We start from the raw sequence: 11,127 nt of genomic DNA, 5'->3' as shown, positions 1-11,127 counted from the left end.
CCCCGCGCCGGCGGGGTGGGTGTTCCGTCTGGTTGGGTGGTGGTGGGGGCGGGGTGGGTGGCGCCCCCCGTCCACCCCCCCCCCCCCCGGCACGGTTGCCACCGGTGGTCCACGAACGACCGTCAACTGCCGGAGGGCGCACGTGAAGATCGGTGACATCGAGATCCTGGCGATCACGGACGGGGTGGGTCGTGAGGTGGCCGCCGATATCCTCACCCGCCCCGGCATGGCCGACCCGTGGGCCTGCCACGGGCACCACCGGGCGGCCGACGGCAGCCTCGACCTGCCGCTCGGCGGCTTCCTGGTCCGCATCGGGGAGCGGACCGTCCTGGTCGACGCCGGGGTCGGCCCGTACGACGACGGCAAGTACCGCGGCGGCGCGCTGCTCGACTCCCTTGCCGCCCACGGCGTCACCGTCGAGGACATCACCGACGTGGTCTTCACCCACCTGCACTTCGACCACATCGGCTGGGCCACCGTCGACGGCCACCCCGTCTTCCCCCGCGCCACCTACCGCGCCCACCGTGCCGACTGGCAGCACTTCGTGACGGGGGAGACCGCCCAGCCCGAGGCCGTCGCCAAACTCAGCCCGCTCGGCCCCCAACTGGAGCTGTTCGACGCCGATTTCACCATCGCCCCCGGCCTCGACGCCCTCCACCTCCCCGGCCACACCCCCGGCACCACCGTCTACGTCGCCTCCTCCGGCGGCCGCCGCGCCCTGCTGCTGGGCGATGTCGCCCACTCCGTGGTCCAGTTCGGCGAACGCGACTGGCAGGTCAGCTGGGACATCGACCCGGAGGCCGCCTCCGCCGTCCGCAACCGCATCGCCGACCAGGCCGCCGACACGGACGATGTGCTGGTCGCCGCCCACTTCCCCGCCATGCGCTTCGGCCGAATCCTGACCGGGGACGGCCCCCGCCGCTTCGTCGCCGTGTAGCCCCTCACGACCCGGTAGCCCGGACGTACACGTCGGCGGCGCCGGGCCGTTCGCCCGGGTGCTCCACCACGAACACCTGCCGCCCGGGTTGCCCTTCCGGCAGCAACACGCCCTCGGCCGGCTCGTCGCCGGGGAGTGCTGTTCTCAGGTCCTCAGGCAGTGGGGCGGGGGAGCCGGCCCTCGGCAGGCGGTAGGTGGACAGGAAGTCGTCGATGTTGACCTCGTCGCCGCCGACCATCCCGTAATGAAGGAAGGCGACCTGCGCCCCGTCGGGAGTCCGTGACAGCACGGCGGCCGCCGGTATGTAGTACCGCCCTAGTCTGGCGTCGTTCCTGTAGTGCAGACCCGCCAGCCGCTCGGCGCGCGCCGCGACGGTGTCCGGCGGTTCGGCGCTCCGCCGCAACCCGGCCACCCCCCACCAGACGCACCCCACGGTGATCAGCACGCACAGCGCGAGGAATCCGCGCAGGAGCCAACGAGCCCAAGGCTTCTCTGGGGTCCAATCGGACGTCATCTCAGAGCTTCCTGGTTCGCGTGTCGCCGGCACCACCCATGTCGAACTCCCGTGCCAGGCCGGTGCGATGGAGGCGCTGGAGGTCCTCGTCCGAGAGGTACCCCAGGCCCGGTACGTTCGTTCCCTTCTGATGAAGCGGGTCGTTCTTGTCGAAGTCCCAGTTGTACCGGTCGCGGACGTGGGTCTTGTAGGTGACGGTCACCTCTGGCGGAGCGCCGGGTGAGGTCGGCTTGACCTCGATCTTCGCCTCGGTGTTGTAGTGGAAGGACCCGACCGCGTAGAACCAGTCCTTGCTGCTGTCCGGGGTGGCGGACATGGGTTGCCAACCGGTCTGCTGGACCAGCGCGACCGGCTTGCCCGTGCGCCGGTACTCCGCCAGGGCCTCGGCCTGCCAGCCCGGGAGGTTGCCGTCGAGGGTGGTGGCCACGCTGTTCTGGAAGTCGGGAATGTCCTTCAACATGTCCTCGACGTTCAGGTTCAGCGGTTCGCCGGTGCCGGAAAGGTAGTGGGCCATGTTGGCGCTGGCATTGGTGCCGCCTGTTGCGAACGGCAGACCCGCGATTCCGGCCCCGAGGGTGGCGGCCAGCTTGCGGTCTCGGTCGGTCGGGGCCTCGGTGTTGTAGGCGCCCGCCCCCCGGTCGTACGCATCGGGCGGCAGCAGTACTCCACCCTCGCCGCCGAAGACCTTTGAGAGGTCCCGCGCGCCCGCCAGGTCCTCGCCCACCACCCGCTTGGTCCAGTCGTCGAGGTGGCGGTACTTCGCTGCGCCGTTGATGCGGTCGAGCTCGTGCCCTGCCGTGTTGCTGACATCGGATGCGTACTTCGTCGCAGCCGTCAGCAGATTGCGGATGTCTCCGGCCACCGTGCCCAGTCGCCGGGACTCGCCCCCGCTCTCCGGGTCGTTGCTCCTGGTCAGCCAGGCCGGATAGCCGATGTCGCCGTCGTCCTTGATCGTGAGGTCGTTGGCGCGGGCGAGATCGTCCGCTTCGGCGACCCATCGGCGGGCGAGGGCCAGGCCGGTCGCGGTGTTCGTCAGCGTGAGCTTCGCCGCCTCCATCTCCTGTTCGGCGATGGACATTTCGTCGACCAGGTCGGTGAGTGCCCGGCGTCCGAGGGTCGCGGCGTCGCCACTCCAGCCTTCCTGGAGAGTGGAGAGCACATCGACGGCGATGAACTTGGCAGAACTCATGGCCGACCCGACCTTGTCCCACTCCTCCGCGGCCCGGTGGAACGCTTCTGGGTCGCAGGAGCGGATCTGCTGGAGGGTGACGGGTTTCGCGAAACGGCGGTCATGAAGGGGTTCGGAGGCCTTGCGGCGGCCGTCGGGATCCTCGGCGTAGATGGACGGCATCAGCTCTTGTCCTCCAACAGATCGGCAGCACGCTGCAGTTGTTCCGCGACGGCGGCTTCCTGCCGGTAGTAGTTGGCGGCAGTGACGCGGAGTCCCTCGGCGATCTTCTTCACCGCATCGGTGACCTTGCCGGCTTCCGTGGACCAGTGGCCGGTGGCCGCGCCGAGGGACGAACCGACGGTCCACTCGTTGTGACGGGTCGCGGCAGCGGTCGACTCGCCGAAACCGGTGTTCGCCTGCGTGAGTTTGTCCGCTCCCTCGTCCAGCTTGGCCGCCGCCACCGGAAGCCGTTCCGGCTCCGAGATGTATCCACCCATCGGGTTCCCCCCCAACTGTGCTCTGTGGTTCTGGTCTTCACACTAACGAGCGGCTGGGGCGGGCGCAGGAAGTCGGCCAGGTCGACTTCCTGTGCGGGGTTCAGGCGGCTTTGGGGTGGTCCAGGGCAGCGGTGTTCGGGTGGGCGAGCCAGACGAGGCGGGCGGTGAGACCCGGGTGCCCGGCGAAGTGGCGGAGGGCTCGTTCGGGGGACGCGAGGGTCAGGCGGGCCCGGCCGTCGAGGCTGATCACGTGGGTCGGCCCGTCGGGTTCGGCGAGGCCCCAGGCCACTACCCAGCCGTCGGCGTCCGCGCTGCTGTTGCCGCACACCTGGACGACGGCGAAGAGCCGGGGTGCGGTGTCGAGCACGAGTTCGCACAGCTCCTGGTTGAAGGAGGGGCCAGGGTTTGGCGAGGGTGCAGCAGCCATGGAAGTCTCCTAGGAGAACGGGAGTTGGACGCCAGTTGCCACCAGCCAGAGCGGCGAACATCCCTGACGCTCAGTCAAGGGTATCCAGTAGGTAGTATGTAATCTACCGCCTTTGGATGATTCTTAGCACCACCACTCCAATGAGTGAACGGTGCCGAGGATGGTGGTCGAGAGTGAGGAGAGAGCGGATGCCGCCCAGCAAGTTTCCGCCGACCATCCGGCAGCGGCGGCTCGGCGCAGAGCTGCGTCGACTGCGCGAGCAGGCAGGTCTGTCAGTCACGCGAGCCGGGGAATTGCACGGCACCCAGCAGTCCCGGATCAGCAACATCGAATCCGGCGGCTACCCGGTGAGCGCGGACCGGGTACGGACCCTGGCGCGCCTCTACGGCTGCGTTGATGAAGCCCTGATCGATGCACTGACGCGCCTGACCGGCGGGCGTACCCGGGGCTGGTGGGAGGAGTATCGCGAGATCCTTCCGGCCGGAGCGCTTGACCTGGCCGAACTCGAACACCACACCCGGTCGATGCGGATCGCTTCCGCGATCCACATCCCTGGACTTCTCCAGACCCCGGAACACGCTCGCGCACTCTTCCGCGATGCGGTTCCACCCCTTTCGCCGCCCGAGGTGGAGCATCTCGTCTCCCATCGAATCAAGCGGCAGGCAGTGATCTATGGTGATCAGCCGGTCCAGTTGTCGGCCATCGTCCATGAGGCCGCCCTGCGGATGGGGTTCGGTGGCCCCGAGGTTGCACGCGCACAGTTGGATCACCTGCTGGCCATGAGCGAGAATCCTCACATCGACCTGCGGGTGATTCCGTTCGGTACCGGCAGCTATCCGGGTTCGGGCGCTGGCGTTGTGTACTTCCATGCTGTGGTGCCGCGGCTGGACACTGTTCAAGTCGACACGGACAAGTCGGAGTTCATCGACACCGAGCCACAGCTGATCAAGTATCGAGCCGTGATGGATCGGCTGGAGACGCACTCGCTCAAGCCGGGCGCGTCCCGTGACCTCATCCGCCGCGTTGCTCAGAGCATCTGAAGACAGGAACGAACATGGCCGCTCATGACTGGCAGAAGTCCAGCTACAGCGCAGATGCAGCAAACTGCATCTACCTTGCGGCTGCTGCTGGCGGCGCCATCAGGATCCGTGAGAGCGATGACCCTGACATCATCCTCACCACTGCGCCGGAGAATCTCCGTGCGCTCATATGCGCGGCCAAGGCCGGGGAGTTCGACCACCTGACGGCGTAGCTACCCTGACCCGCATGGACTGGCTGGAGCGGGTGGCGAAACTCAGGCGCTGGACGAACAACGGCGTCCGGGCGCCGCACAAGCCGTTGTTGCTGCTGTACGCACTCGGCAGTTACCAGCGGGATGCGGACGGCGAACTGCGCTACAGCGCGGTCGAGGAGGAGCTGAAGCGGCTGCTCGCCGACTACGGGCCGTCGAATCCGACCACCCCCGGCTACCCGTTCCACCACATGATCAGCGACGGGGTGTGGGAGGTCCGGACCGATCACGGGCCGGGGAGCCCCGGCAGCGGGGTCGGGGTTCTCCGCGCGAGCGGGGCGACGGGCAGGCTCGCGGCGGAACTGCGCCTGGCGCTGGGGGAGGAACCGGCGCTGCTGGGGCGGATGGCCAGGGTGCTGCTGGACGCCCACTTCCCCTCCTCCCTGCACGCCGATCTCTGCGAGGCGGTCGGTCTCGACCTGGAGCAGACCGAGGCCACCGCGACCGCCGCCGCCCGGCGGCAGCGGGATCGGCGGATGCGTGACCTGATACTCACCGCTTACGAGTTCCAGTGCGCGTTCTGCGGCTACGACGGCGCCCTCGGGGCGAGCGCGGTCGGGCTGGAGGCCGCGCACGTGCGCTGGTGGTCGTATGACGGGCCGGACGACGTCGACAACGGCCTGTGCCTGTGCTCGCTGCACCACAAGCTGTTCGACAAGGGCGTCCTGGGCCTGGGGGAGGGGCGGCGGATCCTCGTGTCCCAGCGGTTCGTCGGCCGAAGTGAGGCCAGCCGGCAGCAGGTGCTCGCACTCGCCGGACGACCCGTCATCGGCCCGCAGCCGGGCGTCCCGCCGGTCGCGGACCGGCACCGGGAGTGGCATGCGCGGGAGGTGTTCCGCGGGGCTCCGCGTCAGGTGGCGTAGCCGCGCTCTGCCCGTGGCGAATCTGCGGTGGGCAGAGAAACGGGGGGCGGGGGGCGGTGCGGGGTGAGAGTGGAGGGGACGGCAGTTCCGCCTCGACCAGGAGGACCAGATGACTCCATTCGCCACCGCGCTCGCGCCCCGCGCGGGGGACGGTGATACCCGGCCCGGGCCCTTCGATGACCAGCTCGCCGCCCAACTGCTGGCCCAGCGCATCGTGTTGCTCGGCACCCAGGTGGACGACGTGTCGGCGAACCGGGTGTGTGCGCAGCTGATGCTGCTCTCGGCGGAGGACCCGCGCAGTGACATCGGGCTGTACATCAACAGCCCCGGGGGTTCGGTGAGCGCCGGGCTGGCGATCTTCGACACCATGCGGCTGATTCCCAACGACGTCTCCACCCTGGCGATGGGGTTCGCGGCCAGCATGGGGCAGTTCCTGCTCACCACGGGGACGCCCGGCAAGCGCTTCGCGTTGCCCAATGCGCGGATCATGATGCACCAGCCGTCGGCGGGCATCGGCGGGACGACCGCGGACATCGAGATCCAGGCCGAGAACCTGGAGTACACCAAGCGCACCATCGAGCGGATCACCGCCGAGCACACCGGGCAGAGCGAGGAGACGATCGCCCGGGACAGCGACCGGGACCGCTGGTTCACGGCGGAGCAGGCCGTGGCGTACGGGCTCGTGGACCGGGTGGTGGAGTCGGTCGACGACATCCGCCCGGCCTCCTCGCGGCGACGGATGGGGCTCTGACATGGGGTCGTACACGGTTCCGTACGTGATCGAGCGGACGGCGAAGGGCGAGCGGACGTACGACGTGTTCAGCCGGCTGCTGAACGAGCGGATCATCTTCCTCGGCACCGAGATCGACGACGGGGTCGCGAACGTGGTCATCGCGCAGCTCCTGCACCTGGAGTCGGAGAACCCGGAGCGGGAGATCTCGATCTACCTCAACTCGCCCGGAGGGTCGTTCACTTCGCTGATGGCGATCTACGACACGATGACCTTCGTGCAGGCGCCGATCTCGACGTTCTGCGTCGGACAGGCGGCGTCGACGGCGGCGGTGCTGCTGGCGGGTGGGGATGCGGGGCGGCGGTTCGTGCTGCGGCACGCGCGGGTGCTGCTCGGGCAGCCGGCCAGTGGTGGGCGGCAGGGGACGGTCTCGGACCTGAGCCTCGCGGCGAAGGAGATGGTCCGGATCCGGTCGCAGGTGGAGGAGGTCCTTGCCCGGCACACCCACCACGACGTGGCGACGCTGCGCGCGGACATGGATCGGGACAAGGTGCTCAGTGCCGAGGAGGCCGTCGCGTACGGGCTCGCGGACCAGGTGCTGAGCCGGCGGTGAGCGTCGGCGGTGGCCGGTGCGACGGGGGTGTGCCGGCCACCGCTGCGGTCAGGCCGCCATGCAGAGCCCGTCGTACTGTGCCCGGGGCCCGCTCGTCCGGTTCGGCCGGGTGTGCCGGACCAACTCGTCCTGGGCGAGCGAGAGGAGGTCGCCGAGGCGGAGCCCGAGGGCCTTGGCGGCGGCCGCGAGCACCTCGGAGGAGGCCTCCTTGCGGCCGCGCTCCAGCTCGGACAGGTACGGGACCGAGATCCGGGCGGTCTCCGCGACGTCCTTCAACGTCCGCTCCTGGGCGAGCCGTTCGCGCCGCAGCACGTCGCCGACGAGGTCGCGCCAGAGCGGTTCCTTCGGCGTGGGAGGTGCGGGCGGCGTGGCCTGCGGGCGGCGCAGCGGGATGACGCGGGCTTCGTTCGGCGCATGAGTGCTCACCCCTCCAGCCTAGGGATCCGGGGCGCGGGGGGAAGGGCGCCGCGTTCTGCCCTGGGTGAAGCGGTGCTACGCAGGGAGGACCCGGCCGAGGTGGTAGCGGAGGACGGCCGTGGCGTCCTCCGCCGTCCGCTGGTCGAGCAGCACGCTGAGGCCCAGGCCCGCCGAGACCGCCAGTAGGACGACGGCCTCCTGGCGCGGGTCGGCGGCGCCGGCGGCGGCGAGTTGGGCGGCGAGGAAGGACTCCATCTCGTCGGGTGCGGCGAGGAAGGGCTGTCCGCCGAGGGCCGGGTCGGTGACGGAGAGGACGGCGTACTCGGTGTAGATGAGGTGGAAGGCGCGGCTCTCCTCGTCGGTGGGGACGGCTTCGAGCAGCACCGCCTCGACGACGGCGCGCGGGTCGCTGCCCGCGCCGGTAGCGCGGACGCGGCGCTGGACGCGCTCGCCCATCCGGGTGGCGAGGCGGGTCATGGCGGCGAGGAGCAACTGTTCCTTGGTGTCGAAGTAGTACTGGACGAGCCGCACGGACACGCCGGCCTCGATCGCCACGGAGCGCATGGTGACGGAGTGGAGGCCGCTGCTCGCCGCCGAGCGGAGCAGGGCGTCGATGATGTGGGCCCGTCGCTCCTCGTGGTCCACCAGCTTGGGCATCGGGTTCCTTCCGGATGTTTTTGTGGTACAACCATACCATCAAAACCGGGAGGGATCATGACCAGGACCAGCGTCGGGCACTTCACCAGCGAGACGGCGAAGGCGAAGTTCCTTGAGGCGTACGACCGGGCGATGGAGCTGTGGCCCGGCCCGCGGCAGGAGTTCGATGTCGAGACCGGGTACGGGAGCGTGCACGTCCACCGCTACGGCACGGGGACCGGCGAGCCGATCGTGCTGCTGCACGGCCACGCCGGGCACCCGTCCAACTGGTACCCGCAGATCGCGGCCCTGGGCGCGCACCACCCGGTCTACGCCGTCGACACCCTGGACGACCCCGGCCGCAGTGAGCAGCGCGCCGTCGCGGCCGGATCGGCGGAGAACGCGGAGTGGCTGGGGGAGGTGCTGACGGGGCTCGGACTGGACCGGGTGCACCTGGTGGGGGTCTCGTACGGCGGCTGGCTGGCCCTCAACCAGGCGATCCACGCGCCCGAACGGCTCGCCTCCGTCACCTCGCTGGACCCGGGCGGCATCGAGAAGGTCCCCGCGCGGTTCTACGCCCACATGATCGGCGGGCTGTTCGGCATGCTCGCGCCGCGGCCGCTGCGCCCCGCGCTCGGGCGGCTGCTGGCGAACCCGGCGCTCAGTGCGCCGCGCGAGATGATCGCCCCGCTGATGCTCGCCATGCGCAGCTACAAGCCGGGCGGCCGGCCACCGGCCCGGCCTTTCACGGACGGGGAGTTGGGGTCGATCGGGCTGCCCGTCCTGATGCTGGTGGGCCGGCGCAGCGCGCTGCTGCGGCCGCGGCAGGTGGTGGAGCGGGTGACGGCGCTGATCCCGGGGGTGCGGGCCGAGATCCTCGAACGGGCGGGCCACGGGCTGAACCTGGAGCAGCCCGAGGCGGTCAACGAGCGGCTGCTGGCCTTCGTCGCCTCGGCCGGACGGGGGAAGGAAGCGGCGTAGCGGGCAGCCCCCGGCCGATCAGCCCGGCGGGGTCGGCGGAGGGGGCGGGGGAGGGGTCGGCGTGCAGTGCCGCAGCACCATGCCCCGGCGCCACCCCACGCCGCCGGGCAGGTCGAACTCCCGTCGGCGGCTCAGCAGCGGGATCCGCTCCAGTGCCACCGTCGCGCTCGCCGTGCAGCGACCCGCCCGCACCGCGACCAGTCTGCCCCCGCGTACGACGGCCACGATCCCGTCGAGCTCGAAGACCACCTCGATGTCCACCTCGAGGGTGCCCATCGAGACGCCGTCGACGAGCACGTTCACCGAGGGCTGGTGCACCGACCTGACCCGGTGCTCCAGCAGTGCGACGACCTCCTCGCTGCCGGGGGCCGCGCAGGTCTCCCGGGCGGCCGCGGCGAGCTGTGACTGGGTGCGCCAGCCGCCGGCGAGCAGGTCGATCATGTCCAGCCCCAGGAAGCCGTGCACGACGCTCGCCACCTCCTGCCGGGCGGCCCGGGCGAGCGCGGTGTCCAGCCCGTCCAGGGCGGTGTCCAGGCCGTTCGACCGGAGGACGTCGGCGAACGGCTCGACGGCTCCCAGGAACGTCGCCAGGGAGTACGGGTCATCCGTCGCGACCATCGTCATCGCGCACCTCCTCGAAGCTCTGCCGGCCCGGATCCGGGCGCGGCACCAGGCGGACGCTGTGCCCGGGCCCGGCGGGACCGGGCCGCTCGGTCAGTTCCGTCCGGGCGTCGCCCCACGCGCCCGCCTCGGCCGTCACCGTGCCCGCCTTGCCGCCCGCCCGGCCCGCCCGGCCCGCCGTGCCGTCCGGCCGCAGGACGCGGCGCAGCCCGAACGCCGCCAGGGCCACACCCGCGAGAGCGCCGAGGACGATCCAGAGCAGGTGGGGCTTCGGCGGGGGCGGCGGGACGTGCTGGGCGACGACGACCGGGACGATCTCGGTCACCGTGTGGGTGCCCGCGCACTCCACGGTGATCCGGTGGGGGCCGGTGGGCGCGGTGGCCGGGACGGTGGCGATCGACCGGAACCGGCCCGACTTGTCGGCCGTGACCGGGTGGGACCGGGGCCCGCCGTCCCAGGAGAGCACCACCTGGCGCGGGTCGGCGCCCCCGGCGCAGGCGTTCGTCCGGCCGTCGACGTGCAGGGGGGCGCCCGGCGACGCGGTCATCGTCCGGACGGGCGACGGCTGCGGAGGCGTGGGCGTCGTCGGCGAGGACGTGGTCGGACCCGGGGCCGGGACGAGGACGTGGACGTCCGCCGTGATCCGGGGCTCCGCCGCACAGGACGCCCGGACGTCGTGGTCACCGGCGGCCGCGTCCGCGGGCACGGTGACGCCGGTGCGGAAGCCCCCGTCGGCGTCGGGCTTTCCGGGGCCGGGAAGCGCGGTGGTGCCCCAGACCAGGGCGACGGTGTCGTCCGCGGGGCAGGCGAAGCCGGTGCCGACGACGGTCGTGGTGGACCCGGGCGCCGAGCGGGCCGGATCCGCCGTCAGTGTCGGCGGCGCGACGGTGAAGTGCGCCGTCGCCACGGTCGGGGGGAAGCCCGGGCAGGTCGCCGTGACCGTGTGCACGCCGTCACCGGCGCCTTCGGGCACCGTGAACGTGCCGGAGGACGGCGGCTTCGTCCCGGTCCGGACGGTCGTGAGGCGGGTGGCCGGGGTGTCGTCCCAGGTCACCAGGGCATCGACCGGGTTGGGGCGCGTTGAGAGACCGCTCTCGCAGACCGGGAAGCCGGAGAGCGTCACCTGAACGGTCCCGAACCGGGGTCCGTGTGTCGGCGCCAGGGTGACGGCCGCTGCCGACGAGGTGGCCCCCGAGGTGGCCCCCGAGGTGGCCCCCGAGGTCGACGGCGAGGGCGAGGACGACGAGGTCGTGTCCGTCGGCGAGGGGCTCGCGCCCGTGGTCAGGACGGCGAGGCCGGCGAGGACCGCGACGAGCGCGGTGCGGCCACCCGGTAACGCCTTCACCAGCGACTCCGTCCACTGCCCGGCCCCGCCGCCCATCCTCACCGGCAGCCGGTTCGTGTGCATCCGGTGGCCGCGGGCTCCCGG

Annotated in this window: 15 protein-coding genes; 7 read left to right on the top strand and 8 right to left on the bottom strand. The window is 71.2% G+C overall.

What is annotated here, in order from left to right; genetic code table 11:
- The first annotated feature begins 142 nt into the window (after positions 1-142).
- Positions 143-937 carry an MBL fold metallo-hydrolase gene (locus ACFWXO_RS02755; RefSeq protein ID WP_380521609.1) on the top strand — a complete coding sequence of 265 codons (795 nt, stop codon included), beginning with the start codon at positions 143-145 and terminating at the stop codon, positions 935-937.
- Positions 938-941: 4 nt separating this feature from the next.
- On the opposite strand, the gene ACFWXO_RS02750 is transcribed toward ACFWXO_RS02755, so the two are convergent.
- The 4 genes from ACFWXO_RS02750 to ACFWXO_RS02735 form a co-directional block, all read right to left on the bottom strand.
- Complete coding sequence (locus ACFWXO_RS02750; protein ID WP_375883613.1) at positions 942-1,451, bottom strand: hypothetical protein; 510 nt, start codon at positions 1,449-1,451, stop codon at positions 942-944.
- 1 nt (position 1,452) lies between these two features.
- A complete protein-coding gene (locus tag ACFWXO_RS02745) occupies positions 1,453-2,802 on the bottom strand; it encodes a hypothetical protein (RefSeq protein WP_380521607.1) in 1,350 nt (449 codons plus the stop codon).
- On the bottom strand, positions 2,802-3,119 hold the full coding sequence (locus ACFWXO_RS02740) for a type VII secretion target (protein WP_380521605.1): 318 nt from the start codon (positions 3,117-3,119) through the stop codon (positions 2,802-2,804). Before ACFWXO_RS02740 ends, ACFWXO_RS02745 begins: the two co-directional genes overlap by 1 nt.
- Before the next feature lie 100 nt (positions 3,120-3,219).
- Positions 3,220-3,546, bottom strand: coding sequence for a hypothetical protein (locus ACFWXO_RS02735; RefSeq protein WP_380521602.1), 327 nt, complete (start codon positions 3,544-3,546; stop codon positions 3,220-3,222).
- A 188-nt stretch (positions 3,547-3,734) separates the two neighbouring features.
- Between ACFWXO_RS02735 and ACFWXO_RS02730 the strand changes: the two genes are divergently transcribed.
- The 5 genes from ACFWXO_RS02730 (at position 3,735) to ACFWXO_RS02710 (ending at position 7,043) form a co-directional block, all read left to right on the top strand.
- Positions 3,735-4,586: a helix-turn-helix domain-containing protein gene (locus ACFWXO_RS02730; protein ID WP_380521600.1), complete on the top strand. Its 852-nt coding sequence runs from the start codon at positions 3,735-3,737 to the stop codon at positions 4,584-4,586.
- 14 nt (positions 4,587-4,600) lie between these two features.
- Positions 4,601-4,798, top strand: coding sequence for a DUF397 domain-containing protein (locus tag ACFWXO_RS02725; protein ID WP_375883626.1), 198 nt, complete (start codon positions 4,601-4,603; stop codon positions 4,796-4,798).
- Between the two features lie 14 nt (positions 4,799-4,812).
- The gene (locus tag ACFWXO_RS02720; protein ID WP_380521597.1) at positions 4,813-5,700 is read left to right on the top strand and encodes a phosphorothioated DNA-binding restriction endonuclease; all 888 of its coding nucleotides are present in this window, start codon (positions 4,813-4,815) and stop codon (positions 5,698-5,700) included.
- Between the two features lie 109 nt (positions 5,701-5,809).
- Complete coding sequence (locus ACFWXO_RS02715; RefSeq protein ID WP_375883631.1) at positions 5,810-6,451, top strand: ClpP family protease; 642 nt, start codon at positions 5,810-5,812, stop codon at positions 6,449-6,451.
- A 1-nt stretch (position 6,452) separates the two neighbouring features.
- On the top strand, positions 6,453-7,043 hold the full coding sequence (locus ACFWXO_RS02710; protein ID WP_375883634.1) for a ClpP family protease: 591 nt from the start codon (positions 6,453-6,455) through the stop codon (positions 7,041-7,043).
- A gap of 48 nt (positions 7,044-7,091) precedes the next feature.
- Here ACFWXO_RS02710 and ACFWXO_RS02705 read toward each other — a convergent pair whose 3' ends face one another.
- A complete protein-coding gene (locus ACFWXO_RS02705) occupies positions 7,092-7,469 on the bottom strand; it encodes a helix-turn-helix domain-containing protein (RefSeq protein WP_380521593.1) in 378 nt (125 codons plus the stop codon).
- A 66-nt stretch (positions 7,470-7,535) separates the two neighbouring features.
- Positions 7,536-8,117 carry a TetR/AcrR family transcriptional regulator gene (locus tag ACFWXO_RS02700; protein ID WP_380521591.1) on the bottom strand — a complete coding sequence of 194 codons (582 nt, stop codon included), beginning with the start codon at positions 8,115-8,117 and terminating at the stop codon, positions 7,536-7,538.
- A 57-nt stretch (positions 8,118-8,174) separates the two neighbouring features.
- Between ACFWXO_RS02700 and ACFWXO_RS02695 the strand changes: the two genes are divergently transcribed.
- Positions 8,175-9,077: an alpha/beta fold hydrolase gene (locus ACFWXO_RS02695; RefSeq protein WP_380521589.1), complete on the top strand. Its 903-nt coding sequence runs from the start codon at positions 8,175-8,177 to the stop codon at positions 9,075-9,077.
- A gap of 18 nt (positions 9,078-9,095) precedes the next feature.
- Here the strand turns inward: ACFWXO_RS02695 and ACFWXO_RS02690 are convergent, their stop codons facing one another.
- Both ACFWXO_RS02690 and ACFWXO_RS02685 read right to left on the bottom strand, forming a co-directional pair.
- A complete protein-coding gene (locus ACFWXO_RS02690; RefSeq protein ID WP_380521588.1) occupies positions 9,096-9,701 on the bottom strand; it encodes a hypothetical protein in 606 nt (201 codons plus the stop codon).
- Positions 9,679-11,106: a hypothetical protein gene (locus ACFWXO_RS02685; protein ID WP_380521586.1), complete on the bottom strand. Its 1,428-nt coding sequence runs from the start codon at positions 11,104-11,106 to the stop codon at positions 9,679-9,681. Before ACFWXO_RS02685 ends, ACFWXO_RS02690 begins: the two co-directional genes overlap by 23 nt.
- Positions 11,107-11,127: the final 21 nt, after the last annotated feature.

Origin of the sequence: Kitasatospora sp. NPDC059088, assembly GCF_042738155.1 — a bacterium.
Taxonomy (GTDB): domain Bacteria; phylum Actinomycetota; class Actinomycetes; order Streptomycetales; family Streptomycetaceae; genus Kitasatospora.
Note: the sequence above shows the minus strand (reverse complement) of the source record. Positions and strands in the feature narration are given on the sequence as shown.

Excerpts from the sequence above, each read along its gene's own strand:
- ACFWXO_RS02750 (WP_375883613.1), bottom strand. The coding sequence starts at position 1,451 with ATGACGTCCGATTGGACCCCAGAGAAGCCTTGGGCTCGTTGGCTCCTG.
- ACFWXO_RS02745 (WP_380521607.1), bottom strand. The coding sequence starts at position 2,802 with ATGCCGTCCATCTACGCCGAGGATCCCGACGGCCGCCGCAAGGCCTCC.
- ACFWXO_RS02740 (WP_380521605.1), bottom strand. The coding sequence starts at position 3,119 with ATGGGTGGATACATCTCGGAGCCGGAACGGCTTCCGGTGGCGGCGGCC.
- ACFWXO_RS02735 (WP_380521602.1), bottom strand. The coding sequence starts at position 3,546 with ATGGCTGCTGCACCCTCGCCAAACCCTGGCCCCTCCTTCAACCAGGAG.
- ACFWXO_RS02730 (WP_380521600.1), top strand. The coding sequence starts at position 3,735 with ATGCCGCCCAGCAAGTTTCCGCCGACCATCCGGCAGCGGCGGCTCGGC.
- ACFWXO_RS02725 (WP_375883626.1), top strand. The coding sequence starts at position 4,601 with ATGGCCGCTCATGACTGGCAGAAGTCCAGCTACAGCGCAGATGCAGCA.
- ACFWXO_RS02720 (WP_380521597.1), top strand. The coding sequence starts at position 4,813 with ATGGACTGGCTGGAGCGGGTGGCGAAACTCAGGCGCTGGACGAACAAC.
- ACFWXO_RS02715 (WP_375883631.1), top strand. The coding sequence starts at position 5,810 with ATGACTCCATTCGCCACCGCGCTCGCGCCCCGCGCGGGGGACGGTGAT.
- ACFWXO_RS02710 (WP_375883634.1), top strand. The coding sequence starts at position 6,453 with ATGGGGTCGTACACGGTTCCGTACGTGATCGAGCGGACGGCGAAGGGC.
- ACFWXO_RS02700 (WP_380521591.1), bottom strand. The coding sequence starts at position 8,117 with ATGCCCAAGCTGGTGGACCACGAGGAGCGACGGGCCCACATCATCGAC.
- ACFWXO_RS02695 (WP_380521589.1), top strand. The coding sequence starts at position 8,175 with ATGACCAGGACCAGCGTCGGGCACTTCACCAGCGAGACGGCGAAGGCG.
- ACFWXO_RS02690 (WP_380521588.1), bottom strand. The coding sequence starts at position 9,701 with ATGACGATGGTCGCGACGGATGACCCGTACTCCCTGGCGACGTTCCTG.
- ACFWXO_RS02685 (WP_380521586.1), bottom strand. The coding sequence starts at position 11,106 with ATGCACACGAACCGGCTGCCGGTGAGGATGGGCGGCGGGGCCGGGCAG.